The 24,250-nt window shown below is 75.4% G+C and carries 19 protein-coding genes and 1 pseudogene; 11 read left to right on the top strand and 9 right to left on the bottom strand.

Annotated elements, in window-relative coordinates; genetic code table 11:
* Positions 1-33: 33 nt before the first annotated feature.
* The 4 genes from Sdia_RS19265 to Sdia_RS19280 all read right to left on the bottom strand — a co-directional run bounded on the left by Sdia_RS19265 (position 34) and on the right by Sdia_RS19280 (position 7,187).
* Positions 34-1,035 carry a ferric reductase-like transmembrane domain-containing protein gene (locus Sdia_RS19265; protein WP_189501037.1) on the bottom strand — a complete coding sequence of 334 codons (1,002 nt, stop codon included), beginning with the start codon at positions 1,033-1,035 and terminating at the stop codon, positions 34-36.
* Between the two features lie 181 nt (positions 1,036-1,216).
* A complete protein-coding gene (locus Sdia_RS19270; RefSeq protein WP_189501039.1) occupies positions 1,217-4,279 on the bottom strand; it encodes a hypothetical protein in 3,063 nt (1,020 codons plus the stop codon).
* Positions 4,279-6,141 (bottom strand): HSP90 family protein, encoded by a 1,863-nt coding sequence (locus Sdia_RS19275; RefSeq protein ID WP_189501041.1) that lies wholly within the window; start codon positions 6,139-6,141, stop codon positions 4,279-4,281. Before Sdia_RS19275 ends, Sdia_RS19270 begins: the two co-directional genes overlap by 1 nt.
* 116 nt (positions 6,142-6,257) lie before the next feature.
* Positions 6,258-7,187 carry a hypothetical protein gene (locus Sdia_RS19280; protein ID WP_229831678.1) on the bottom strand — a complete coding sequence of 310 codons (930 nt, stop codon included), beginning with the start codon at positions 7,185-7,187 and terminating at the stop codon, positions 6,258-6,260.
* Between the two features lie 615 nt (positions 7,188-7,802).
* Here Sdia_RS19280 and Sdia_RS19285 point away from each other — a divergent pair.
* A complete protein-coding gene (locus tag Sdia_RS19285) occupies positions 7,803-9,287 on the top strand; it encodes an oxidoreductase (RefSeq protein ID WP_189501043.1) in 1,485 nt (494 codons plus the stop codon).
* A gap of 99 nt (positions 9,288-9,386) precedes the next feature.
* Here the strand turns inward: Sdia_RS19285 and Sdia_RS19290 are convergent, their stop codons facing one another.
* The 3 genes and pseudogenes from Sdia_RS19290 to Sdia_RS19300 form a co-directional block, all read right to left on the bottom strand.
* Positions 9,387-9,773, bottom strand: coding sequence for a VOC family protein (locus Sdia_RS19290; protein ID WP_100453934.1), 387 nt, complete (start codon positions 9,771-9,773; stop codon positions 9,387-9,389).
* Positions 9,770-10,067 (bottom strand): annotated as a pseudogene (locus Sdia_RS19295) (transcriptional regulator). Before Sdia_RS19295 ends, Sdia_RS19290 begins: the two are co-directional and overlap by 4 nt.
* 769 nt (positions 10,068-10,836) lie before the next feature.
* On the bottom strand, positions 10,837-11,160 hold the full coding sequence (locus Sdia_RS19300; protein WP_100453930.1) for an alpha-amylase inhibitor: 324 nt from the start codon (positions 11,158-11,160) through the stop codon (positions 10,837-10,839).
* A gap of 429 nt (positions 11,161-11,589) precedes the next feature.
* On the opposite strand from Sdia_RS19300, the gene Sdia_RS19305 reads away from it, so the two are divergent.
* The 6 genes from Sdia_RS19305 to Sdia_RS19330 all read left to right on the top strand — a co-directional run bounded on the left by Sdia_RS19305 (position 11,590) and on the right by Sdia_RS19330 (position 18,696).
* On the top strand, positions 11,590-12,351 hold the full coding sequence (locus Sdia_RS19305; RefSeq protein WP_164380961.1) for a DeoR/GlpR family DNA-binding transcription regulator: 762 nt from the start codon (positions 11,590-11,592) through the stop codon (positions 12,349-12,351).
* Positions 12,348-13,295, top strand: coding sequence for a 1-phosphofructokinase (pfkB, locus tag Sdia_RS19310; RefSeq protein ID WP_189501045.1), 948 nt, complete (start codon positions 12,348-12,350; stop codon positions 13,293-13,295). The genes Sdia_RS19305 and pfkB overlap by 4 nt, the downstream gene beginning before the upstream one ends.
* A 109-nt stretch (positions 13,296-13,404) precedes the next feature.
* Positions 13,405-15,441 (top strand): PTS fructose transporter subunit IIABC, encoded by a 2,037-nt coding sequence (locus tag Sdia_RS19315; RefSeq protein WP_189501047.1) that lies wholly within the window; start codon positions 13,405-13,407, stop codon positions 15,439-15,441.
* 92 nt (positions 15,442-15,533) lie between these two features.
* Positions 15,534-15,812 carry an HPr family phosphocarrier protein gene (locus tag Sdia_RS19320; RefSeq protein WP_100453922.1) on the top strand — a complete coding sequence of 93 codons (279 nt, stop codon included), beginning with the start codon at positions 15,534-15,536 and terminating at the stop codon, positions 15,810-15,812.
* On the top strand, positions 15,809-17,479 hold the full coding sequence (gene ptsP, locus Sdia_RS19325; protein ID WP_189501050.1) for a phosphoenolpyruvate--protein phosphotransferase: 1,671 nt from the start codon (positions 15,809-15,811) through the stop codon (positions 17,477-17,479). The genes Sdia_RS19320 and ptsP overlap by 4 nt, the downstream gene beginning before the upstream one ends.
* A gap of 935 nt (positions 17,480-18,414) precedes the next feature.
* Positions 18,415-18,696, top strand: a complete 282-nt coding sequence (locus tag Sdia_RS19330) for a hypothetical protein (RefSeq protein WP_100453918.1) — start codon at positions 18,415-18,417, stop codon at positions 18,694-18,696.
* A gap of 31 nt (positions 18,697-18,727) precedes the next feature.
* Here the strand turns inward: Sdia_RS19330 and Sdia_RS19335 are convergent, their stop codons facing one another.
* Both Sdia_RS19335 and Sdia_RS19340 read right to left on the bottom strand, forming a co-directional pair.
* Positions 18,728-19,201: a GreA/GreB family elongation factor gene (locus Sdia_RS19335; protein ID WP_124287800.1), complete on the bottom strand. Its 474-nt coding sequence runs from the start codon at positions 19,199-19,201 to the stop codon at positions 18,728-18,730.
* Positions 19,202-19,387: 186 nt separating this feature from the next.
* On the bottom strand, positions 19,388-20,671 hold the full coding sequence (locus Sdia_RS19340; protein WP_100453914.1) for a YhgE/Pip domain-containing protein: 1,284 nt from the start codon (positions 20,669-20,671) through the stop codon (positions 19,388-19,390).
* A gap of 317 nt (positions 20,672-20,988) precedes the next feature.
* Between Sdia_RS19340 and Sdia_RS19345 the strand changes: the two genes are divergently transcribed.
* The 4 genes from Sdia_RS19345 to Sdia_RS30280 all read left to right on the top strand — a co-directional run bounded on the left by Sdia_RS19345 (position 20,989) and on the right by Sdia_RS30280 (position 24,086).
* The gene (locus Sdia_RS19345) at positions 20,989-21,330 is read left to right on the top strand and encodes a PadR family transcriptional regulator (protein WP_100453911.1); all 342 of its coding nucleotides are present in this window, start codon (positions 20,989-20,991) and stop codon (positions 21,328-21,330) included.
* Positions 21,327-22,289, top strand: a complete 963-nt coding sequence (locus Sdia_RS19350) for a hypothetical protein (RefSeq protein ID WP_189501052.1) — start codon at positions 21,327-21,329, stop codon at positions 22,287-22,289. Before Sdia_RS19345 ends, Sdia_RS19350 begins: the two co-directional genes overlap by 4 nt.
* A 43-nt stretch (positions 22,290-22,332) precedes the next feature.
* A complete protein-coding gene (locus Sdia_RS19355; RefSeq protein ID WP_189501054.1) occupies positions 22,333-23,268 on the top strand; it encodes a phosphatase PAP2 family protein in 936 nt (311 codons plus the stop codon).
* A 695-nt stretch (positions 23,269-23,963) separates the two neighbouring features.
* Positions 23,964-24,086 carry a hypothetical protein gene (locus tag Sdia_RS30280; protein WP_262417723.1) on the top strand — a complete coding sequence of 41 codons (123 nt, stop codon included), beginning with the start codon at positions 23,964-23,966 and terminating at the stop codon, positions 24,084-24,086.
* Positions 24,087-24,250: the final 164 nt, after the last annotated feature.

Below are 24,250 nucleotides of genomic sequence, written 5' to 3' on the forward strand. Positions count from 1 at the left end.
CCGCTGGTGGTGGTCACCCGCCCCGGCGGGCGCCTACTCGGACCCGTGGTCGTGCGGAGCGCTCGCCGGCGGGCCGGCGGGCCGGGTGCGGCCGCCGTCGTGGCCGCTGATCGCGACGGCGAGGACGCCGGCGACGACCGCGGCGGCCGTGAGGCGGCCGAGCGCGCGGACGGCCCACTCCGGGAGCCTCGGCCCGCCCGGGCGGCCGGGGGCACCGAGGCGTTCCGCGCGGCGGGCCGGGCGGGCGAGGCGCAGGACGAGGAGGAGGGCGACGGGGATCTGGAGGAGCCAGAGCACGGTGCGCGGCCATTCCCCGTACCAGACGTTGGTGCCGTACAGCAGGGTGTGCCAGACGCTGAGCACGTAGACGGCGAGGACGAAGCGGTGCAGGCGGCGCCAGGTGCGGGCGCCGATGCGGTGGCGCACGTAGAAGAGCAGGCCCAGCGGGAGGGCGAGGTAGAGGGCTCCCTGGCCGATCGGGATGGCGACCTGGCCGGTGCCGGAGTCGTACCAGCCGGGCACGAAGGAGTCGGCGAAGGCGGACCAGAGCCGGGCGGCCCAGGCCGCGCGGGTGTCGTGGCGGACCAGTTCCGCCGCGAACATCAGGGCGTGCGCGAACATCAGGGCGGTGGTGGTGAGGCTGGTCGTGCGGTGCCACCGCTCCAGGGTCCGCCGGGGCGGCAGCCGTACGGCCCGGGGCCCGGAGAGCACCAGGCCGAGCATGACGGTGCCCCACGCCCAGAGCAGCGCGGACCAGCCGAACGCCTGGCTGAGCAGGTACATCCAGTAGGCGCGGGGGTCGTCCATGAACGGCATCACGGCGGCCGTCGAGGAGGTCCCCGTCTCCATACGGACCCAGAGGAGGGCGAACACGGCGGCGGTGACGCCGACGGCGGCGGAGGCGTCCGGGATCGCGGCACGCAGGTCTCCCCGGAGACGGGGCGCCGACTCCCGGCGCCCGCCCGTGCCTCCCCCCGCCTCTCGCGTGCGCGTCCTGTCCGGCTCCTCCGGTACGGGCGAAGCGGGGCGCTGCATACGTCGGCCTTTCCTCGCGGCGGGCAACCACGTGACTCGCGTGCACAGTGTGGCGGGCACCGGCCCCGCTGCCGAGAGCGGAACCGGCCGACATGATCCGGCCCTCCGCCCCGGTCCGGTGCCTGGGGCGGTGTCGCCGGCCCCGGACGGCGCGTACACGCGCCCGCCCGGGGCCCGCCGGTCATCGGTCAGTCGGTCCTACGTTGTTGGTGGGTTGGACGGGCCGTCGTAAGGTGTCGCCCGCCGCGAGGTCGTCGCGGACAGCGGTCAGGATCTCCGCCGCCTCGTGCAGCCGGGCGCGCTCGCAGCGGGCGGCGGCCTCCGTCAGCCGGGTCACCGCCGCCTGCGTACGGCCGAGGCCCCGGCCTTCCACCAGGGCGGCGATGCGGACGGCCTCGGCCCGCCGTTCCTCGCCGTCCGCGCCGCCGGAGTCGAAGGCGGCGACAGCCTGTTCGGCCTCGGGGAGTGCCTCGGCGAAACGCTCGGCCTCGGCCAGGACGCGGGCCCGCCGGTAGTGGACGCTGCCCGCGGCGAACCAGTGGACGAAGTCCTCGTCGTCCTCGGGGACGGCGGTGCGCAGCGTGTCGGCGTCCGCGAGGTGACGCAGCGCCTCCTCGGTGCCCTCGGCCCCGCGGGCGGCCATCGTCAGACGCGCGAACTCGCAGGCGGTCTCCAGCAGCATCGGCGGGTCCGGCGCCTCGGCATGGGCGGCGAACGCCCGGGCGTAGGCGGCGCGTGCCGCCTCCCAGCGGCCGGCCAGCGCCAGCGCGGTGGCTGCCTCGGCGGCGACCAGGGTGAGAGTCGCCCCGGCGTCCTCCCAGCTCGCCACGGTGTCGGCCAGCCGGAGGAACTCCTCGGCGGCCGGAAGGTGTTCACCGAGCTCGCGCAGGCCCCGGCCGAGGGTCAGCCGGGCCTGGGCGAGCAGCCGCCGGTCGAGTCCGGCCGCCGACTCGTCGCCGACGACGGACTCCAGTACGGCGACCGCGTCGGCCTGCCGGCCGGTGCGGACGAGGAGATCGGCGAGCTGGAGCCGGGCGTCGGCGGCGTCGTCCGGCTCTCCCGCCCGGTCGAAACGGGTGGCCGCCTCGGAGAAGTGGCGCACCGCACCGGCCAGATCACCGGTGTGTGTCCCGGCGTGGCCGAGCAGCAGGTATGTGGGCGCCATCGGGAACAGCGCGTCCTCGTACCGGACCGCTTCGGCGAGTGCCCGGTGCAGCAGCGAGGCGGCTTCCCCGGGCTTGCCCAGGGCCAGGAGGACCTGGGCGAGCAGGGCCCGGACACGGGTACCGCGCCAGGGGCGGCCGGAGCCGTCGATCTCCTCCAGGGCGGCGCGCAGTTCCGGCTCGGCCACGGCGTGCTCGCCGAGCCGGGCGGCGACGTCACCGGCGAACACGCGGGCGGCACCCCGCTGGTGGGCCACACCGAGCCGGCCCGCCTCGGTGTGCAGAGTGGCGCGCGATGCCTCGAACCGCTCGCGGACGGGCGCGGGAATCTCCGGTGCGGAGGCGAGGAGCGCGTGGTACGCGGCGAAGACCCGGCAGTGCAGCACGGTGAGGTACTTCTCCGCGGTGGCCGAGCCCGGGGCGGGTCCGGTGGCGGGGAGCGGCCCGGGGTCGTCGCCGGTGGCGTCGTGGGCGGCGGTCCGCTGCTCCAGGAGCCGCTCCGCCTCCCGCAGGAGGGCGTCGAGCGCGGCCCGGAGCTCGGGGCTGTCGGGCGGGCCGGCCGCGGCCCGGCCGTCGCCGGGGCCGTCCTCGTCGTCCGCGGCCCCGGTGGTGACGACGGCCCAGGAGAGGGCGCGGGCCCGGGCGACCAGCGCGTGCCAGGGCATCCTGGCGGCCTCGTACAGCTCGGCGGTCTCCTCCATCGCGGTGCGCGCCGCCCGGTCGCGGTCCTCGGCGTGGAGGGTGTGGGCGCGCTGTTCGGCGAGTTCGGCGCGCAACCGCTGCTCGGGGCCGAGCGTGTCGTCGTGGCGGTACCCGTCGGCCGCCGCGGCCTCGGCGATCCGGTCCCAGAGCGGGGTGTCCCCGGGATGGCCGACGGCGGCCATCCGGCGTGCCTCACGGACCAGTGCGGCGAAGTCCTCGGGCATCTCGCGGGCGGGGGCGGCGGCGGGGGCCGGGACGGCGGCGGGGCCGGTGAGCACGGTGCGCAGGCCGAGCGGCAGCGGCTCGTCGAGCAGGGGGCGCCGCGCCACCCGAAGGCGGCGCGCGTCACCGACCGCGGTGGTGCCGTTGCGGGTGTCGAAGGCGGCGGCGAGCCGGTCCGCCTCCTCGCGGACCTCGGCGAGGAGTTCACCCGCGGTCCGGTTGCGGCCGGGCGGACCGCCGACGGGCGTCCGCGCGTGGCCCTCCTCGACCAGCCGGGCGAGCAGCACCTCGGTGCCGGTGAGGAAGCCGAGGCGGGCCAGTGGGGCGCCGGTGGCCTCGAAGAGCGGGCGGTTCTCGGCGAGGATCTCCACACCGCGCGCGGTGTTGCGTGAGAGCGCGCAGAACTCCAGGTGCAGGCCGAGCTCCTCCTGCATACCGGTGCGGCCGCGGATCTTCCGGTAGCCGGTGAGGTGGTGCGAGCGGGCCTCGTCGGTGCGGCCGAGCCGCAGCAGCGGCAGCAGGGCGTGCGCCTGGCTCGTCTGCGGTTCGTCGGAGCAGCCGACGGCGCCGTCCAGGACGGGCCGCAAGGTGTCGAGCGCCCCGGTGTCGTCTCCCGCGTCGGCCTGGTGCAGCGCGTGGTGGCGGGTCTCGCAGGCCTCGCAGTCGCTCAGATCGGTGCGGGTCCTGGTGGCCCAGAGGTCGTAGGCGCCCGGCACACCGTCACCGGTGTGCCGGGCGACGTGGTAGCGCATGGCGGCCACCGGCTGCAGGCCGTGGCCGGCGTCCTCGTACCGTTCGCGCATCCGGTCGATCCAGCCGTGGACGGTGGTCAACGGCATGCCGGGGACCTGGAGCAGTGAGGTCGTGACCCACTTGAACCGCCAGTGGATCTGGTGCTCCGCCCACTCGCTGAAGGCGTCGGGGGTGCTCTCGTGCAGCTTCAGCAGCCGGGCGAAGACCACCGGCGACTTGCGGTGCTCCCCGGTGAACTCGTAGGCGGCCATCAGTTCGAGGAGCGCCGTGACCAGGAGGCCGGCGTCCTCGAACGCCTCCGCGGCCTCGGCCAGTTCCTCGGCGGTGACGGTGCGGTGCAGGCCGTACGGGCGGTCGTCGTTCTCGCGCAACGCGTCGAGCACCGCCTCCGGAGTCTCCAGCATTACGCGTCCTTCCGGGGCTGGGTGCCGGGCCCGGCCGGGCCCGCCGGGTGCATGGCGTGGGTGAGCAGGCCGATGAAGGCCCGGTTGAGCAGGGCGCTCTCGCTCGCGCGGAGCGGGCGGCGGCTGAGCAGCAGGGCCTGGCCGTAGAGGGCTTCGGCGGTGGTGGTGGCGAGACCGCTCTCGGTGATGGTGAGGGCCTGGCGGACCAGGGGGTTCAGGTGGTTGAGGACCAGCTGGGCGCGGGGCGTCCCGTCGCGCAGCGAGCCGAGGATGTCGGCCCACAGGCCGTCGCTACCGGAGGCGAGGGAGGAGCGGATCCGCTCGTGGCGGGCCTCGCGGTTGTCGAGGAGCAGGGCGGGCGCGGTGACCGGCTGGAAGTCGCGGAGTACCACGTCGCATTCGTGGGCGCCGACGGTCTCGCGTGCCAGGGCGAGGAAGGCGGCGGCGCGGAGTTCGGCCGACGGGTCGACGGCGTCCAGGTGGGCGGTGACGGTGGCCGGGTCGAGGTCGGTGACGGTGCTGCCGGGCCGGATCTCGGGGAGCCGGTGGACGAGGTCGCGGTCGTAGGTGTAGCCGCCGTTGACGACGCCGAGTCCGGCGGCCGAGGCGATGGGCGCGACCTGGCGGAACTCCTCGACGCTGCGGGTCACCAGGACGGTCGGGTGGTTGCGGGCGAACTCTTCGAGGGTGACGTCGCCGTCGGTGGTCTCGAAGGGCAGCCAGGGCAGGACGACCCGCAGGAGTTCGTCGTCGTGGCGGGCCAGGGCCTTCACCGCGAGGTGGTGGGTGTCGATGAAGCGGTGCAGGAGGGCGGGGTCGCTGGCGGCGAGGCCGGTGAGCCAGTCGCGGACGCGCCGGCCGAGGGCGTCGCGGACGGCGGAGAGGGTGCCGTCCTCGTAGAGCGCCTCGCGGGAGGCGGTGGGGCGCAGGCTGGTCGTGTCGACGACGCAGCGGACGAAGAAGGCCCAGTCCGGAAGGAGTTCGGGCGCCTTGTCGGTGAGGAGCATCCCCTTGAGATGGACCCGGTGTCCGGCGCGCTGGGCGGGGCTGACCGCGGTGGGCAGGACGTAGGCGACACCACGCAGTCCGGCGGCGGGCAGGTCCAGCTCGATGGTGTCGAGCGGGGTGAAGCCGAAGGTGGTGCGGCAGTACGCGGTGAGGGCTTCCCGGCGGGCCAGCGGTGAGCCGTGCGAGCGCTCCCAGGGCGGGGTGTCGTTGATCCGCGTGACGGTGCCGCGCGGGTCGACGACGGTGACCTCGGGCTTCAGGAGGCCGCCGAAGTGGCGGGCGAGGCCGGTGACGCGTTCGGGGCTGGTCCACTCGGCGTTGTCGGCGCGCGGGGTGAGGCGGACGGTGGTGCCCGGCTCGGGCATCGCGTCGGCCGGCAGGGTGCGGATGGTGTAGCGGCCGTCGGCGTGGCCGCGCCATTCGACGGTGGGCGCGCCGGGGTCGGCGGCGGGCCGGCTGATCACGGTGATCTCGTCGGCGACGACGAAGCAGGCGAGCAGACCGATGCCGAACTGGCCGATGAACTCCCCGCGGGCGGACTCCAGTCCGGCCCCGTCCAGGCCGCCCTCGGCGTGCCGCTTGGAGCTGCGGCCGATGGTGGCGAGGAAACGGTGCACGTCGGCCTCGGTGAGGCCGGCGCCGGTGTCGGTGACGGTGAGCGACTCGCCGGTCCGCACGGTGATGGTGGCGGGGGCGCCGGGGTCGGCGGCCCGCCGGGCGGTGATGGCGTCGGCCGCGTTCTGGAGGAGTTCGCGCAAGTAGACGCGGGGGCTGGAGTAGAGGTGGTGGGAGAGCAGGTCCACCAGGCCGCGCAGGTCGACCTGGAAGCTGTGGGCGGACTCGGAGTGGAGCACCTGTCGGTTCCCTCGTCGGGCGCGCGGCGGCGGGCGGGGCGGGCGGCCCGCCGGCGGGCCCCGGTCTCTGCGGGGCCCGCGGTCACGGGCGGGCTGGGGTGGGGGCGCGGGCCGGCTCAGCGGGCGGCGGCGCGGTTCTCGCGGTAGGCGGTGGCCGGGTCGGCGTCGAGGTAGTACCAGGGGAAGCGGGTGATGATCCCGTCGGTGCCCTCGAAGCAGGGCTTGGCCAGTTCGCGGTCGCCGGTGAGCGAGAACGCCATGGCGAAGGTGTTGTACACCTGGAGCCAGCCCTGTTCGTAGGCGAAGTCCTCGTGCCAGATGGAGCGTTCGGCGGCCTCGGTGAGCGAGGCGGTGACCTCGGGCTGCCCCAGGTACTCGGCGTCGGCGCCGGAGTCGAGGGCGAGCCACTGCTCGATGTGGGCGAGGGCGACGAGCTGGCCGAGCATACTGCCGGCGGGCGCGTCGCGCACGGCCCGGTTCGCGAAGGCGTGCATCTCCTCGTGGGAGCCGCCCCACTTGTCGCAGAGCTGCTGGAGGTGCTGCTGGTGGGCGCCGAGGTGGTGAGGGTGGCGCCGGACGGCCGCCTCGAACCGGCGGCGGGCGACGGTCTGCCCGGCCTGGAGGCCGCGGCCGCTCATCTGGAGGAAGTACCAGGGGCTGACCCACTCGGGCTCACGCTCGGCGGCCGCGTAGAGCCACTTCTCCGCGGTCCGCAGCCGGTTGTGGAAGACCTGGAACTGCTCGCGTGAGACGTGCTGGGCCCGGGCCCCGGTGCGCGCCTCCCAGCCCCAGTTGACGTGCCGCGCCCCGGCGACGAGCAGCGGCAGCGCCGAGCCGGGCTCGGCCTCGACGGCCTGGGGTATCCAGTTCTCCACGTTCGCGGTCTCGGCGACCGCCGTGATCAGCCAGGTGCGGTCCTCGGACTCGGGACGCTCCGTCAGCTGCTCGCGCACGGCCGCCCAGTCGGCCGCCTCGGCCGCCTCGCGGATGCGCCCGACCTCGGGTTCCCCCTGGTTCTCGTCCACCTCGGCGGTGGAACGGCCCATCCATCTTTTCAGCGAGGACCCCGCCCCCCGGAGCAACGCCATGACAACCCCCTGCCGCGCGCGGTCCCGACGGACCGTCCGCGCCTCGTCCGCAGGTAGTTGAGTATCACGCCCGGACGACATCCGCACACTCGTTTGACGTGCGGGTTCGCGGGACGGGGCGCCCGCGCGGCCGTGTTCCTGGCCTGTGCGGGAGCGTGCGGATCCCCCGCGCGGAATCACCGCCGCCGGAACCCGGCGAATCCCGTACGGCGGGCCGCATTCGGTCCGCCCTCCCCTCACGCGCAGACACGGAATCCGGGCCTCGGGAATCCGTGGGCGGTCCTGGGATTACCTGCGGCGGCCGTTCCGGATATCCACTGCGTCGACCAGCGACACCGCCTCCTACCTGCCCGTTTTCCGTTCCCGAAGCCCCGATGGGGAGGCGTCCGGTCACTCCTCGGCGGAACGCACGCGCATTTCCTTCACCCCTTGATCACATTCCGTCCCCGGGAGCGGGCACGCGACAGCGCGCCGACGGCCAGAAATCGCCCGCGCGAATTCCCGCTTTCCGCTCCGGACTTCCGCCTTGTCGTTCCCCGCACCTCGGCGAGGGGACGCCCGTAGTCTGTAGCCGTGCTGATCTACGACGAACTGACCGCGGCCGAGCGCGTGTTGTGGGACGCCTTCCCCGAAGGACGGTGGGTGGATCTGCGCACCGGGGTGGCCGAGGAGGACGATCCCGCCGGAGGCGCACGCTGGGGAGCCGCGCGCACGGTGCGCGCCGAGGTGGTGTCCGCTCTGCTGCTGGGGGGCGGCGACCAGCAGCCGGGGAGGGTCGCTTCGCTGCGCCTCGCCGGTGCCCGGATCACCGGTCCGCTCGACCTCTCCGGCGCGGAGATCAGCCACATCGTCTGGCTCAAGGGGTGCCGTCTGGAACATGCCGTCAGCCTCCACTCCGCCTCGACGCGCACGGTCCGCATCACCCGCAGCCGGGTGCCCGGCGTCGATGCCCGGCTGGCCCGCGTCGGCGGCCACCTGGATCTCACCGGAACGGCCGTGGAGTCGGGCCGCCTCGCCCTGATCAACGCCGAGGTGGCCGGGGAGCTCGTCCTGAACGGCACCCGGATCACGACGACCGGGAAATGGGCAGTGTTCGCGGGCGGCCTGGTCATGGGCGGCGGAGTCTTCTGCCGTAAGGGCTTCACCACGCGGGGCGGCGTGAGGCTGTCGGGTGCGCAACTGCCCGGCGGCCTTTTCATGCAAGGTGCGCGGCTGGCGAACCCCCACGGTGAGGCGCTGGTCGCGGACAGCGCGACAGCCTCGGTGGTGAACCTCTCCGAAGGCTTCAGGGCTGTCGGGACGCTGCGCCTGCGCGGCGCCCGGATATCCGACCTGCTGACCCTCGACGGAGCCACCCTCGACGGCGAGGGGACGGCGCTGTTCGGCGTCGGCATGGAGGTGGGCACCTTCGACTTCGGCCTCGCCGCGACGCCCTCGGGCGCGGTCGACCTCCAGGGCGCCCGCGTGACCGCCCTGCACGACCGCGAGCGGAGCTGGCCCGACGAGGTGCGGCTGGACGGCCTCGTCTACGGCTCGCTCCGCTCCGGGGGAACGCCCCGCCGGGGGGACGTGGCCCGGCGCCTGGCCTGGCTCCGCCGCAACCCCGGCTACGCCCCGCAGCCGTACGAGCAGCTCGCCGCCTCCTACCGCCAGGCGGGGCACGACGACGACGCCCGGCGGGTCCTGCTGGCCAAGCAGCGCCACCGTCGCACCACGCTGAACCTGCCCGGCCGGGTGTGGGGCCGTCTGCTCGACGCCGCCGTCGGCTACGGCTACCGGCCCTGGCTGGCGGCGTTGTGGATGGGCGCGCTCTGCCTGCTCGGCAGCCTGGTGTTCCGCACCCGCACGCCGGTGCAGACGAAGGACGGGGAGGGCGCCCCGTTCAACGCCTTCGTCTACACCCTCGACCTGCTCTTCCCCGTCGGTGACTTCGGCCAGCGCGGTGCCTGGCACTGGACGGGCGCGACCCAGTGGCTGGCGTATCTGCTGGTCGCCGTCGGCTGGGTGCTCACCACAACGGTCGTGGCCGGCGTCTCCCGCACCCTGACGAGGAACTGACCACCACGCGCGCGTCGGCGAAGCCCCCGCCCGCCGGCGGGTGCCGCTGGGCCGGCCGGTCACCCGTCAGCCTGTCGGCGGCGTGAGACGCCCGGCGGCCTACCCGGTGTGCACGATCTGGATCAGGTTGCCGCAGGTGTCGTCGAGGACGGCGGTGGTGACCGGGCCCGTCGTCAGCGGTTCCTGGGTGAAGCCGACCCCCAGCCCGCTCAGCCGGGCGTACTCCGCCGCCACGTCGTCCACGGCGAAGGAGGCGGCCGGGATGCCGTCGTGGACCAGTGCCTCCTTGTACGGCTTGACGGCGGGGTGGCCGTCGGGCTCCAGCAGCAGTTCGGTGCCCTCGGGGGCCTCCGGGGAGACGACGGTCAGCCACCGGGCCTCGCCGAGCGGGATGTCCTGCTTCTTCACGAACCCGAGCGCCTCCGTGTAGAAGCGCAGGGCCTTCTCCTGGTCGTCGACGAAGACGCTGGTCACGTAGATCCTCATGGCGCGCTCTCCGGTGTGTCGGGCCTGAGCCATCGGGTCGCGATGTGCTCCGGCGGCTCGGTGTTCAGGTCGTGGGACTCGTGGCGTCCCTGGCGCCGGGCGCGGACCGGCTCCGCGGCTTCCAGGACGGCCGGGTGCCGGCAGACCGCCTGCCGGGACAGCCCGGGGCCGTGCTTGGTCACCAGCCGGGTACACAGCTCGCTCGAACACGGTCTGGCCGTCCCGCTCCACCAGCTCGTCGAGGGTGAGCCGTCGGGTGGGGGCGGCCGGCGCCTTGTGGACATCCTCCGCCATGGCCCAGTCGAGAGCGAGCCGGCCCGGCCGCGCGCGACACCGGCCGAGGTCGCCCGCGCCGATCCGGCGTTACCCTCGGCGGCCCTCTCCGGCCGGTGCTGTGCCGTACGGATGCGGCAGAGCGCCGGCCGGCCTGCCGGAGCGGGGCGGGCGCGGGCGCGGGAGGTGCGTCCGTACCGGCCGGGGTGGCGCCGGATCGCCGGGGCCGACGTCGTCGCGCGGGCCGAACAGGCGTGCCCCGGGGCGGCTGGACGCAGGTGCTGGAAGGCGCGGGGGACCCGCCGGCTCGGCGAGGGCCGACTCCGGATCACTTCCCATGCTCATCCGCCCCGCGGGACCGGAGACGCCGACCTGCTGTCGCTCCGGTCACGCCCCGCCGGGACCGGGTGACCTGGGACAAGCCGCACCGGTACGCGATGGCTGCCCGTGCGACCGGGGTGATCACCGGGGCGGACCGGCGCCCGGCACCCGAACCGCTGCGCGCGCTCCTCGGCGCGGCGGGGGCGGAGATGCTCCTGCTGCTCGGCTCCCCGAGGAGCGCTACGCACCTGGTGGCTCCGACCGGCCAGGGACTCGGGCCGGTGGGACGCCACCTGAAGGTCCTGCACGAGGCAGGGCTGATCCGGCGCCGCCGCACCGGACGCTCGGTGCTGCACCACCGGCCCGCCGCCTGCGCGTCACCGGCCGAGGCCGCGGGCGGCGCGCAGGAGCCGAGCGGGGACGCGGCCGGCCCGTGGCCGGCCGCGTCCCCGCCTCCGGAAAGGGCGGCTCAGCAGAGCGCGAGCCCGTCGAACTGCGGGGCGAGACCGCGCTTGGTCTTGAACTTCTGCCCGGGCTTCAGGGTGTTGCAGTCGGAGTCGGGGGCGAAGGACCACACCACCTTGACCCGCTTCGTGGTGGAGCACTTGTTCGTCACGTAGGCGGTCTTCGAGATGGTGCCCTTGTCGACCGTGACCTTGACGCACGTGGGGGCCGCGGCGCTCGCCCGGAGACCGCCGGCGGAGGCGGCATGGGCGGTTCCGCTCATGGCCAGCACGGCGGCGCCGGTGAGGCCCACGGCTGTGAACCGCTTCATCCGCGAGGACTTGCGCACTCGACATCTCCTGTCTGTTGCTGTCGGGACGGTGATGAACTGTACGGCTGCCGTGCGGCGCCACCCGGCCTTGTCGCAGAGCGCTGACACTCGTGCGACGAAGCCATGACGCCACCCTCCGACCACCACCTTCGGCCCCGCCTCGACGGAGGACGGCAAGGCGGCGGAAGCCGCCCACAAGGGGGTGGTGCCGACGCGCGACGCCGGCCCCGGAGGCGGCGCGTGACGTTCACGCCCGTCCCGGAGTTCCCGTCAGTGGCCACGGGCGGCCGCCCGCTACCGGTGAGGGCCGGCCTGGACCGGCCGAGCCCCTCCCGTCAGATCCGCCTGGCCCGGCCTCCGACGTCCGAATGTGTTTACTTCCCCGAGCAGCGCGCGTAGCATCCGGGAAACCCACAAGGTCGGTCATGGAAACGGATGTAAACCCACATGTTCGCAGCGGAGCGTCAGCAGGAGATCCTGCGGCTGGCTCATGAGAGCGGCCGGGTGGACGTGCTCTCCCTCGCCGACGAGTTCCAGGTGACCGCCGAGACGGTGCGCCGGGACCTCAAGGCGCTCGACCGGGCCGGTCTGGTTCGCCGGGTCCACGGCGGCGCCATCCCGGCGGGCCACCTCGGGTTCGAGCCGGACCTCGCCGAGCGCGACGCCCTCGCCGCCGACGAGAAGGACCTCATCGCCCGGGCCGCCCTCGCCGAGCTGCCCGCCGACGGCAGCGTCATCCTCGACGCGGGCACCACCTCCGCCCGCCTCGCCGCGGCCTTCCCGGTGGAGTCGACGCTGACCGTGGTCACGCACGCGCTGCCGATCGCGGCCCGGCTCGCCGACCACCCGGGCATCGCCCTGCACCTGGTCGGCGGCCGGGTCCGGCACCGTACGCGGGCGGCGGTCGACGCCTGGGCGCTGCGGGCACTCGGCGAGATCAAGGCCGACGTGGTCTTCCTCGCCACCAACGGCTTCGGCCCCGAGGACGGCCTCACCACACCCGACCTCGCCGAGGCGGCGGTGAAACGGGCGGCCGTCCGCGCCGCGCGGCGAGTGGTGCTGCTCGCCGACTCGGCCAAGTTCGGGCAGCAGCACTTCGCCCGCTTCGGCGACCTGGCCGACGTCGACCTGCTCATCACGGACTCCGGACTCAGCGACGAGGACGCCCGCGCCGTCGAGGCGCGGGGACCGGAGGTGGTCCGGGCGTGATCCTCACCCTCACTCCCAACCCGAGCCTGGACCGGGCCTACGAACTCCCCTCGCTGGGCCGCGGTGCCGTCCTGCGGGCCACCCGCGACCGGGTCGATCCGGGCGGCAAGGGCGTCAACGTCTCCCGGGCCGTGGCCGCCGCCGGTCACCGCACCGTCGCGGTCGTCCCGCTCGGCGGGGCCGAAGGGGCGCTGCTGGCCCGGCTGCTCGGCGAGCACGGCATCGAGGCGGCGGGGGTGCCCGTCGCCGGTTCGACCCGGGTCAACATCACCCTGGTCGAACCCGACGGCACCCTGACCAAGGTCAACGCCGCCGGGCCCGAGCTGAGCGGCGCCGAGGCCGAGGCCCTGTTGGAAGCGGTGCGCTCGCGTGCCCTCGGAGCCGACTGGATCGCCTGCTGCGGCAGTCTGCCCCGGGGGCTGGGGCCCGAGTGGTACGCACAGTTGGTGGCCCGCGCCCACCGCGCCGGGCGCCGCGTCGCCCTCGACACCTCGGGGAGCGCGCTCGGCGCCACGCTCGCCGAGGAGCCCGACGTGGTCAAGCCGAACGCCGAGGAGCTGGCGCAGGCCGTGGGCCGGCCGCTGGCCACCGTCGGCGACGCCGTCAAGGCCGCCGGTGAGCTGCGGGAGCGCGGCGCCCGGGCGGTCCTCGCCAGCCTCGGCGCCGACGGCCAGTTGCTGGTGGACGCGACCGGCGCCTGGTTCGGGCGCGCCGATCCGGTGGCGGTACGCAGCAACGTCGGCGCCGGGGACGCCTCGCTCGCCGGGTTCCTCGCGGCGGGCGGCCGCGGCCCGGCCGCGCTGGCGGCGGCGGTGGCACACGGCACGGCGGCGGTGCAGCTGCCGGGCAGCGTGATGCCGGCCCCGGCCGACCTCGCGCCCGACGCCGTGACCGTCACCGACGCCGTCCCCACCGACCGTCCCCTCTCGGAGCCGGTCCGATGACCACCCCCGTCCCCCGCCCCGCCGCGCCCGTCCGCACGTCCCGCCGGGCCGCGCCCTCGTCCCCGTCCCCCACCGCCGTCAGGGCGGTCCGCCCCCGAGGAGCCGTGCGATGAGCCAGCTCATCACAGCAGACCTGGTCGATCTCGATCTCTCCGCCGACACGAAGGAGGCAGCCGCCCGGTCACTGGCCGAACGGATGGCCGCCGCCGGACGCGTCACCGACCTGGAAGCCTTCCTCGCCGATGTCGCGGCGCGGGAGGCGCAGATGCCGACCGGCCTGGACGGCGGCATCGGCATCCCGCACTGCCGCAGCGCCCATGTCACCGAACCGACCCTGGCGTTCGGGCGCAGCCCGGCGGGCATCGACTTCGGCGCGGCGGACGGACCGGCCGACCTGGTCTTCCTGATAGCGGCCCCGGCCGGGGCCGACGACGACCACCTGACCATCCTGTCGGCGCTGGCCCGCCGGCTCGCCGACGGCGCCTTCACCGAGGCCCTGCGCGCCGAGCGGGCCCCGGACCGTGCCGCCGCCCTGGTCCGGGGTGAGACGCCGCCGCCCGCCGCGGAGACGATGCCCGGCGGCCGGCCGGACACCACGGATCCCGAGGCTCGCCAGGCCCCCGCGGCCGCCCCCGGTTCCGACGACTCGGGTCCCGTCCCCTTCCGCATCGTGGCGGTCACCTCCTGCCCGACCGGTATCGCCCACACCTACATGGCGGCCGAGGCGCTGCAGCGGGCGGGCGAGGAGGAGGGCGTCGATCTGCGGGTCGAGACGCAGGGGTCGGCCGGTTTCCGCCGGATCGACCCGGCCGTCGTGGCCGCCGCCGACGCGGTGATCCTCGCCCATGACGTGGAGGTCCGCGAGAAGGCCCGCTTCGCGGGCAAGCCGGTGGTGGACGTGGGCGTCAAGGCCGCCGTCAACCGGCCGGCCGCCCTCATCGCGGAGGCCCGGGAGAAGGCCGCGCAGGCCGGTGCGGGGGCGCCCGCCGCCGCACCGGCGTCCCCGCGGACCACGGGGCCCGCGCCGATGGACGAGGACGCGGAAGGTGAGGGTTTCGGCACCCGGTTGCGTACCTGGCTGATGACCGGCGTGAGTTACATGGTGCCGTTCGTCGCGGCGGGTGGCCTGCTGATCGCGCTGGCGTTCGCCCTCGGCGGTTACCAGATCGGCGACGCGCCCTCGGTCGCCGAGCACTTCGCCTGGGGCGAGGCGGCGAGTTGGGCCGCGCTGATGTTCCAGACCGGGCAGGCCGCCTTCGGCTTCCTGGTGCCCGTCCTCGCCGGGTTCATCGCCTACGGCATGGCCGACCGGCCCGGGCTCGTCCCCGGCTTCGTCGGCGGCGCCATCGCCGTCGCCATCGACGCGGGCTTCCTCGGCGGCCTGGCCGCCGGTCTGCTCGCCGGTGCGGTGGTCGCCTCGATCCAGCGGCTCTCGGTCCCGGCGGCGCTGCGCGGGATCATGCCGGTGGTGGTGATCCCGCTGGTCTCCTCTGCGGTCGTCGGGTTCCTGATGTTCGTCGTGGTGGGCGGCCCCATCGCCTCGTTCCAGAAGGCGATGACCGACTGGCTCGGCGGACTCTCCGGCGCCAACGCCGTCCTGCTCGGCGTGCTGCTCGGCCTGATGATGTGCTTCGACCTGGGCGGCCCGGTCAACAAGGTCGCGTACGCCTTCGCCGTGGGCGGGCTCGCGACGCCGACCGACGGCAGCCTGAAGGTGATGGCCGCGGTGATGGCGGCGGGCATGGTGCCGCCGCTGGGCATGGCGCTGGCCACCACCGTCCGGGCCCGGCTGTTCGGAAAGGCCGAGCGGGAGAACGGCAAGGCCGCCTGGGTGCTGGGGGCCTCGTTCATCAGCGAGGGCGCCATCCCGTTCGCCGCGGCAGACCCGCTGCGGGTCATCCCGTCGGCGATGGCCGGCGGCGCGGTCACCGGCGCCCTCTCGATGGCCTTCGGCGCGACCCTGCGCGCTCCGCACGGCGGCCTGTTCGTCGTCCCGCTGATCGGCGACGCGCTGCTGTACGTGGTGGCGATCGCCGCGGGCACCGTCGTCACCGCCGCCCTGGTCGTCCTCCTCAAGAGCCACCGCGGGCGCACGGCGGCACCGGCCACGGCCGGCACACCGGCGGGCGAGCCGGTCTCCGCCTGACTCCGTCCCGGACGCGGCCCGGGCCCTCCCCGGGCCGCACGCCCCCTCCGTTCCCCACCCTCAGAGTTCCCCTCTCCCAGGAAGGCCCTGCCATGCCCGAGCGCAACGTCGTCATCGGTTCGAGCTCCGGACTGCACGCCCGCCCCGCCGCCCTCTTCGTCCAGGCCGCCGCGCGCCAGCCGGCCGCCGTCACCGTGGGCCGCCCGGGACAGCCGGCGGTCGACGCCCGCAGCATGCTCTCCGTGCTCGCCCTCGGCGCCAAGCACGGTGAGGCACTGGTCCTGACCGCCGAGGGCGACGGCGCCGACGCGGCCCTCGACGAACTCGCCGCCCTCGTCACCGCCGACCACGACGCCGTGGAGCCGGCATGACCCCCGCTCCCCTGACCGGCATAGGGGTGGGCGGCGGCACCGCCTGGGGGCCGGTGGCCCGGATGGCGCCGCCCCCGGCGCTGCCCGCCCCCCGTGAGGTGGCCGCCGCCGAGTCGCCCGCCGAGGCCGCCGCCGCACGCGCCGCGCTCACCGCGGTCGCCGACGACCTCGCGCGCCGTGCCGCGGCGGCCGACGGCGAGGCGGCCGACGTGCTGACGGCCCTGGGCATGATGGCGGCCGACCCGGCGCTCGTGGACAGCGCCGAGGCCAAGGTGTGCGAAGGCCGCGACGCGCCGCACGCGCTGGCGGAGGCTTTCGCCGGGTTCGCCGCCACTCTGCGGGCCGCGGGCGGCTACTTCGCCGAACGTGTCGCCGACCTCGACGACCTGCGCGACCGGGCGGTGGCCCACGCGCTGGGCCTGCCGATGCCGGGGCTGCCGGACCCCGGGCACCCGTACGTGCTCGTCGCCGCCGACCTCTCCCCGGCCGACACGGCGCTGCTCGACCCGGCCCGGGTGCGCGCGCTCGTCACCGAGGAGGGCGGACCCACCAGCCACACGGCGATCCTCGCCAAGATCCTCGGCCTGCCGGCCGTCGTCGCCTGCGAGGGCGCCGCCCTCCTGACGGACGGCTCACCCGTCCTGGTGGACGGCGGCGCCGGGACCGTGCTCACCGACCCCTCCCCTGAGCAGGTGGCGGGCGCCGCCGCCGAGGAGGAGCGGCGCAGGCGGACGGCGGCCGCCTCCAGCGGCCCCGGGCGCACGGCCGACGGCCATCCGGTCCGGCTGATGGTCAACCTGGGGGCGCCGCACGAACTGGCGGCGGCGGCCGAGGCCGACAGTGAGGGCGTGGGGCTGTTCCGCACCGAGTTCCTGTACCTCGACCGCGCCACCGCGCCGGGCGCCGAGGAACAGCGCGAGACGTACCGGAGGGTCTTCGACGCCTTCGCGGGGCGCCGGGTGGTCGTCCGCACCCTGGACGCCGGTGCGGACAAGCCCCTGCCGTTCGCGACCGCCGCCGACGAGCCCAACCCGGCACTGGGCGTGCGGGGTCTGCGGACCGCCGTCCGCCATCCGGAGCTCCTCGACACCCAGCTCGCCGCGGTGGCCCACGCGGCCCGCACGACCGGGGCAGAGGTCTGGGTGATGGCCCCCATGGTGTCGGTACCGGCCGAGGCGCGGGCCTTCGCCGAACAGGCCCGGTCCCACGGGCTGCGTACGGCCGGCGCGATGGTCGAGGTACCCGCGGCGGCGCTGCGTGCCGGGCAGTTGGCCGAGGGGTGCGACTTCCTGAGCATCGGGACCAACGACCTCGCCCAGTACGCGTTCGCCGCCGACCGGATGCTCGGGTCGCTGGCGGCCCTGCTCGACCCGTGGCAGCCGGCCCTGCTGGAACTGGTCCGGCAGAGCGCCGAGGCGGGGACGGCGCACGGGCGGCCCGTCGGGGTGTGCGGCGAGGCTGCCTCCGACCCGCTGCTCGCCCTGGTCCTGGTCGGCCTCGGGGTGACCAGCCTGTCGGCGGCCCCCGGCTGCCTGGCCGGCGTCCGGGGCTCGCTCGCCTCCCGCACGCTCGCGGAGTGCCGCGAGCTGGCCGGCCTCGCCCTGGCGGCGCCGGACGCGGCCGGGGCCCGTAGGGCGGTCACGGCGGCCGCCCGCCCAGCGGCGTAGCCGGACCGCGGACAGGGACGGGCCCGTACGGCGACGACCGCCGGACGGGCCCGCGGCGGTGTGCCTTCCGGCCCGCACTCGTGCGCGCGGCCCGGCCCGGAAGGCGGCGGGAACGCTCGGAGCGGGCACCCGGCGTGGGCTCCGGGGCCGAGGCGCCGCCCGGGGCACCCGCGCACGTCGGCCTCTCGTCGGCGCTCGCGCGCACGAGCGGCCGCTGCCACGCCCGCGTTCGTTCCTGAGAGTGCCGGTCCCACGCGCGCGGCGTACCGCCCGTGGGGTGAACCCTGCCTCGGATCAGGACGCTCGTGCTCGTTCTTGGCCTCCCCGCCTCCGGCCGCGCGGTCTCTGCGGCCTCATCCGTGGCGTGCGGTCCCTGCTCCCGTCCTCGGCCTCCGCCCCCGGCACGGGGGCGCGCAGTCGTCCTCCGCAGCTCCCGAGCGGCATCACCCCTTCTGAGGAGACACGGTGCCCGGTACTCGGTACTCGGTACTCGGCTTGAGGGCCGGCATGTGCTGCCGACCGGCGGTCCCGGCGATGTCGGCGGGACGTCCGCCGTACGCCACCGACCCGCCCGGCGGACGGAGGCGCACGTACCGCCGGGCGGGGGGCCCAGCCGGCTTCCTCAAGCCCTTCCCGCGCCGTGTGCGTGCGCTGCTCGGCGTGGGCGGCTACCTCACCGTCGGGGCCCGCGACCTCACCCGCCGGAGGGTCACCCGCAGCCCGCAGATGAGCGGGCCGGGCCCGCCGGGGCCTGTGACCTGGCCCTGCCGTCCTTCCCGTGCGTATCCCACCGGAACGGCGCACGATGGAAGGAGCCACACGCCGGCCGGACGCACGGGAGGACACGGCCCGGCCGGGAGTCACCGGTCGAGGCGACCCGGCGCAGGCGCTCACGGGCAGCGCGGAGTTGTCGGCGCGCACCTCAGGGAGGACGCATGGCACACCACCACAAGACCAACCAGGAAGTCGAGGGCGCCTCGGACCGCGACCGCGGCAGGGGAATGCCCCGCCGCCCGGACGAGGACAGGCTGGAGCGGCGGACGGTCAGCGAACGGGAGGCCGCGGGCCTGCCCGGGGACGCACCCGAGAGCGCCGACGCCGCCTACCGCGCGAGCCACGACGAGGTGGCCCGCGAGGCGGACGCGGGCGAGATCCCCACGGGCGACCGGACCCGTAAGTCCCGCGACGCCTTCCCGCCGACCCGCTACGAGGACTGACCCTGGACGGGCCGCCGCTCCGTGTCCCGCCCTATGCTGGGGGTGCCTCTCCGAGGGAGACCACGGTGGCGGCGGCCTCGCCGTCGGGTGTCCGGTATCGCACCGCGTCGCCGGGCCGGCGGCCCCTGAGCGCCCGGCCCAGCGGGCTCTCGGCCGTGACGAGCGAGGTGTCCGGCCCTTCCGTCACCTCGCCGAGCGTCACCGTCTGTTCCGTGCCGTCGTCGAACCGCACGGTGACCGTGCTGCCCACGCCGACCACCCCGACGGGCGGCGGCCCCGCGTCGTCCGCCTGACGCAGCCGCGTGGTGATCTCCGTGATCCGTGCGTCCAGCCGGGCGAGGTCCGCGCTGCGCCGCAACTCGTCGGCGTCGTCGGCACGGTCGCCGACGACATCGGTGTCCCCCAGGGTGGCGGCCACCGTCTCGCGCTCGGTACGGACACCGGCCAGCTCCCGCTCAAGGGCATGGCGGGCGGCGGCGCTGATGGGCAGGGGATCGCTGGTCATGCCTGCTCCTCGCAGAGAGGGACGACGGTGGGGCGGCAAAGGCGTGTACATGAGGGAACGCCGCATACGTCACCGCATGTGACACACCTGCACCGACATCATGACTCGCTCCTCACGGGCACGCTGGTCGAGGGGGCGGCGCGAGGCGGCGGGCGCGGGCACAGGGGGTGACGGCGGCCGGGCGCCTCACTCCGGCCGGGGCACCATGCGATGGAAGCCCTTGCGGTCGTAGTAGCGGGCCATGGCGAAGCCGAAGGCGAGCGCGGCGGTGAAGCCGACGGCGATCATCACCCAGGCACGGCCGAGCCCGGCGTCGGCACGGGCGTCGAAGTAGAGGATCGCCCGGACGCCGGAGGCCAGTTGCCGCATCGGCTCGAAGACGCCGAGGACCCGGTAGAACTCCGGCACCGCCTCCAGGGGCACGGTGGCGCCGGAGGAGGGCAGCGCCAGGGCGATGAAGACGAACATGGCCACGAGCTGGCCGATGCCGCCGAAGGCCGCGTTGATCGCCTGGACGCCGAGGCCGACGGCGAGGCTCGCGCAGTAGGAGAACAGGGCGAGCAGCGGCAGGTGGGGCGCGTCCATGCCGAGGATGCCGATGGTCGCCACCATGATGAGGGCGGTGGTCAGCACCGTGAGCCCCGCGGTCATCCCCATCTTCACCAGCAGGGTCGAGGTCCGGCTGACCGGGACGGTGGGCCTGCGGCTGTGCCACGGGCCGATCTCGCTGTCCGCGTACCCGAGTCCGGTGTCGACACCGTTGTGGATGATGTTGCCCGCCAGGAAGCCTGCGAGCACCAGCAGCAACGTGTAGTAGAAGGCGCTGAGCCCCAGGCCGCTGCGCGGGCCGATCGGGTGTCCGACCTCGGTGCTGACGGCGATCGGGTCGCGCAGGAGCAGGCGGTCGGCGGCGTCGGCACCGCCGCCGGCCGCCGCCACGAGCCGCTCACCGAGCGAGCGTGACGCCTCGCCGGCCGCCCGCTCGGCCACCTGGTCGGCCAGCGCCGAGCCGAGGCTGCCCATGCCCGGATTGGTCAGCACGGTGAGGGTCGGCCGCTCCTCGGCACTCCCTCCGGCCAGCGCACGGACCGAGTCGGTGAAGTCGGAGGGGATGACCAGCGCGCCGTACACCTGCCCGGAGGCCAGTTGTTCCTGGGCCTGCGCCCGGGTCAGGCGCCGCCACTGGACCTTCTCGCCAGGGGAGGAGGAGACGACGGCGGAGCTCAACCGCGCACCCAGGTTCTGCCGCTCGCCGGACGGCGGCCGGCCGGTGTCCGCGTCGACCAGGGCGACCGGCAGGCGGTGCAGGCTGCTGTCCGGCGTGAGGATGCCGCCCATGTACAGCAGGGAGAGCAGCAGGGCGACCAGTCCGCTCAGCACGGCGGGGAAGACCCACAGCTTCCGGCGGCGCAGCAGGGACCCCGCGCTCGCGCCGGCGGCGCGAGGCGGCGGAGGTGACGCGGAAGCCATACAACTCCCCAGTTCTCGAGGCGCCGGCACCGGCTCGGCCCGGCGGGGGCGTCCGGAGGCGGTCACCGCTTCGGCGCACCGCCGGGGGCGGCCGGTGCGGCACGACCGTAGACCCGTCGCAGGGTGCCCCGGCGCTCCGACACTCCCTCACCGGGGCGCTCACCCCGCTCGGCGGACGACCGCCGCGGGTTGCGGCCCGCGCCCGGCGCCGGATCCCTGGCCGTCGAGCGGGCTTGACGGTACAGGCGCCGAGCCCGGGAGCCGTGCGGCCAGGGGGGCGAGCGACGATACTTCGAGGCTCGATATATGATCTCCTCATGACCCGACAGAAACCATCCCTGACGGAACCGCAGTACTTCATCCTCGCCGCCCTCATGGACGGGCCGTTGCACGGCTACGGCATCATCAAGGCCGCCGGGCAGGCCACCGAGGGGCGGCTGCGGATCGCCGTGGGCACGCTCTACGGCGCGCTGGAGCGGATGGAACGAGCGGGGCTGGTGGCCACCGACCGCGAGGAGATCGTGGACGGGCGGGCCCGTCGCTACTACCGGCTCACCGAGGACGGGGCCGTGATGCTCCGGCGGGAGGCGCTGCGGATGCGGCAGGCGGCGGCCGTCGTCATGGGACGCACCGGTCACGAGGGGACGGCACCGGCGTGAACCGTCTGCTGCTCGCGACCTACCCCGCGTCCCACCGGTCCCGCCACGGGGACGAGTTGCTGAACTGCCTCGCCGAGACCTACCCCGGCCGCTCCTGGCCGCCGCCCCGGGAGACGGCCGCCCTGCTGCGCGGTGGGCTGGAGGTCCGTGCCCGCACGGTCGCCGACGACCCGGCCCGGCCGTGGTGGCTGGACGGCATCCACCTGGCCGCTCTCGTGCTCGCCGCGCTGGCGCTGATCCCGTACCTCCAGGACGTGTGGCACTGGGCGCTGCGGATCGACCCCGGTGACCAGGCCATCTCGTTCCACTTCTCCGGCTGGTACCCGTGGGCGGACGGTCCCGGGCGGCCCCGGCTCCTGCCCTACGGGCTGCTGCCGCTGGTCTGCCTGGTCGCGCTGTTGCGCGGCAGGGCCTGGCTCGCGCTGCCGGCCTCGGCGGCGATGGTCTGGGCCGGTGCCACCTTCGGCGGCAACACGCTCTTCGGCACCGAGGGCATGGCGGGGCTCGGCTACTACGGGCTGGGCGCGCCGCTGACCGTCCACGACCTGGTGCTGTCCGGGACACTGGCCGCCGCCTGCGCCGTACTGGCGTTCCGCCGGCCGGGCCGGCTGCGACGGCACACGTTCGGCTGGCTGGTCCCCGTCGTGCTCGCCATGTTCGTGGCGGGCGGACTGCACCTCGTCGCGATCAGTCCGGCCTTCCAGCGCGGCCTGTTCGTCGTCGAGGTCGCCGGGCTGCTCGCCGCCTGGGTGGCGACCGCGGCCACCGGCGATCACCGGTGGCTGATCCCCGTGGCGGCGTTCGCCTTCGTCCGTGGCCAGGCGATCGTCGTCCGGCCCAGCGGTTTCATGGGGTCCCTGCCGGACCTGGTCGTCCTCCTGCTCCTCGTCGCACCGCTCCCGGCTCTGGCGATCGCCGCCCAGCGCCGGCAGCGGCGGACAGTGCTGGAACTGCCGTAGCCCCCGCGCGGTGACGCGGGACAGCCAAGAGAGGGAAATGAAGATGACTCAGCAGGACGCGTCACCGGAGCTCGCGCGCCCGGCTCCTGGCCCCGGCTCGGAGGCGGCGGCCGGGACCGGATCGGTGCGGGCCGGCCGCCCGCGGCTCCCGGCGCCGCTGTGCCTCCTGGCGTTCGCGGCGGTCTACCTGCTCGCCGTCTGGACCCCGTTCGGGCAGCGGGCGGAGAACGCCCTGATCGGCGGGAACGGCGCCCGGCCGGCGTGGATGTACGACTGGTCGGGCGCGGCCTACGGGTCCTCGGCGCTGCCGCCCATGGAGAACACCGCCCTGCCCACCCTGATCGTCGGCACGGTGCTCGTCACCGCGGTCGCCCTGGCCCGCCGGCGCTGGTGGCAGGGGTGCGCGGCGGTCGGCGTCGTCATCGCCACCGTCGGCGCCAAGGAGTTGGCCAGGGCCGTGCTGCCCCGCCCGGATCTGGTGGACGCGCGTGTCTCACTGGTCGAGGCGAGCTTCCCCAGCGGCCACGTGGCCGTCCCCGCCGGGCTGGTCCTGGCCGCGGTACTCGTGGCGTCCCCGCGCCTGCGCCCGTACGTCGCGGGTGCCGGCATGTTGTGGCTGGCCGTGACCGCCGGCACCGTCCTGGCCACCTACCACCACCGGCCCAGCGACGTGCTCGGCTCGACGCTGCTGGCCTGCGCCGGCTACGGCCTCGCGGTGCGCCTGCTGCCGTCGGCCCACGCACCCGCCGCCGCACACCGGCCGCGTGCGCTGCCCGCCGTGGCGCTGAGCCTCTCGGCGGTCGGCGCCCTCGCCGCGGGCGCGCGGGACGACTCGCTCACCGAGTCGCTGGTCTTCGCGGCGACGGCCTTCCTGTGCGCGGCCCTGTTCTGGTTCACCACGACGCTCCCGCTTCACCCCCGCACACCGCGCCCGAACCGCGCGTCACCGCAGAGCGGACGGCGCCCGGAGCACCCCTGAGCCGCCCCGTCCCTCGCCCGGCGGCCGGGCCCGTGCCCAAACGGAGCGGGGCGTCGGCTCAACCCGCCCGGCGCGGCACCGCGGTGGGCCGCCGTCGCCGGACTCCGGGCCGACTCCGCGCCCGCCGCGGCGGCGCTCACCGCCCGGCGCGGCACCCCCACCGCGGTCCTGGACGCCCCTCGCCGACGGCACCACTCCCCCCGGCGGCCGCGTGGGCCGGCCCCGCGCGGCCGCCGCTTCGCGCGAGGACGAACGAGGCGGGCGGGTACTCGGCACGCGAGCCGGCCGGCCCGCCCCGCGCTGTCCGGAACCTTTGGCCCAGGCCGGCGTCGCCGACGCCAGCGAGACCGCCCTTCGGGTCCGCGGGAACTGCTCGGCCCCACGCCGGTCCTGCCGAGGTGTCCGCCGGAGCGCTGCACCCGGCTTCGGCTGCTCCCGCCCGGGCCGCGCCCACGACGGCCCGCGCCCCCGGGCGGCCCGCAGGGCTGCGGACACCGCAATCGCGCCCGGCGCCGTAACGCGCGTTCCCGACGCCCGGACGGCAGGCGCCGGCTTCCGCGGCGTCCCACGACGGACCCGGGTGGCGCCCGCGCGCACTCCCGCGTCCCGAACTGTGGTGCCCCACCACATACGCCCGTGACCAGCCCCTTCCTACGGTGTGGCGACACGGAAACGTCCCCGCCAACTGTCCGGAAGTGGTGCTCATGTCCGCCCCCGCCGCCTCACCCCCGACCCCGTCCAACCTCAAGCGCATCGTCGGCGCGAGCCTGGTCGGGACCACCATCGAGTGGTACGACAACTCATCCGATCGGGTCTAGGACCTGCGGTTTTCCATAATTCCAGCCTTCGAAGCCAGCACGGAACCAGCACGGGGTTCGTGGCGTGCCGACTTGGTGCCGGCCGACCTGCGTCGCAGCGTGCTCCACAGCCCCCAACGGCCTCCGAACACGGTTGCTCAGTGTCACCAACAGCCCGAGCCGAC

The organism is Streptomyces diastaticus subsp. diastaticus (assembly GCF_011170125.1).
Lineage (GTDB): Bacteria > Actinomycetota > Actinomycetes > Streptomycetales > Streptomycetaceae > Streptomyces > Streptomyces diastaticus.

Bases quoted from the DNA above. Each gene is read 5' to 3' on its own strand.
- Sdia_RS19340 (WP_100453914.1), bottom strand. From the start codon at position 20,671: ATGGCTTCCGCGTCACCTCCGCCGCCTCGCGCCGCCGGCGCGAGCGCG.
- Sdia_RS19355 (WP_189501054.1), top strand. From the start codon at position 22,333: ATGACTCAGCAGGACGCGTCACCGGAGCTCGCGCGCCCGGCTCCTGGC.
- Sdia_RS19265 (WP_189501037.1), bottom strand. From the start codon at position 1,035: ATGCAGCGCCCCGCTTCGCCCGTACCGGAGGAGCCGGACAGGACGCGC.
- Sdia_RS19345 (WP_100453911.1), top strand. From the start codon at position 20,989: ATGACCCGACAGAAACCATCCCTGACGGAACCGCAGTACTTCATCCTC.
- Sdia_RS19270 (WP_189501039.1), bottom strand. From the start codon at position 4,279: ATGCTGGAGACTCCGGAGGCGGTGCTCGACGCGTTGCGCGAGAACGAC.
- Sdia_RS19305 (WP_164380961.1), top strand. From the start codon at position 11,590: ATGTTCGCAGCGGAGCGTCAGCAGGAGATCCTGCGGCTGGCTCATGAG.
- Sdia_RS19335 (WP_124287800.1), bottom strand. From the start codon at position 19,201: ATGACCAGCGATCCCCTGCCCATCAGCGCCGCCGCCCGCCATGCCCTT.
- Sdia_RS19330 (WP_100453918.1), top strand. From the start codon at position 18,415: ATGGCACACCACCACAAGACCAACCAGGAAGTCGAGGGCGCCTCGGAC.
- Sdia_RS19315 (WP_189501047.1), top strand. From the start codon at position 13,405: ATGAGCCAGCTCATCACAGCAGACCTGGTCGATCTCGATCTCTCCGCC.
- Sdia_RS19290 (WP_100453934.1), bottom strand. From the start codon at position 9,773: ATGAGGATCTACGTGACCAGCGTCTTCGTCGACGACCAGGAGAAGGCC.
- ptsP (WP_189501050.1), top strand. From the start codon at position 15,809: ATGACCCCCGCTCCCCTGACCGGCATAGGGGTGGGCGGCGGCACCGCC.
- Sdia_RS19320 (WP_100453922.1), top strand. From the start codon at position 15,534: ATGCCCGAGCGCAACGTCGTCATCGGTTCGAGCTCCGGACTGCACGCC.
- Sdia_RS19280 (WP_229831678.1), bottom strand. From the start codon at position 7,187: ATGGGCCGTTCCACCGCCGAGGTGGACGAGAACCAGGGGGAACCCGAG.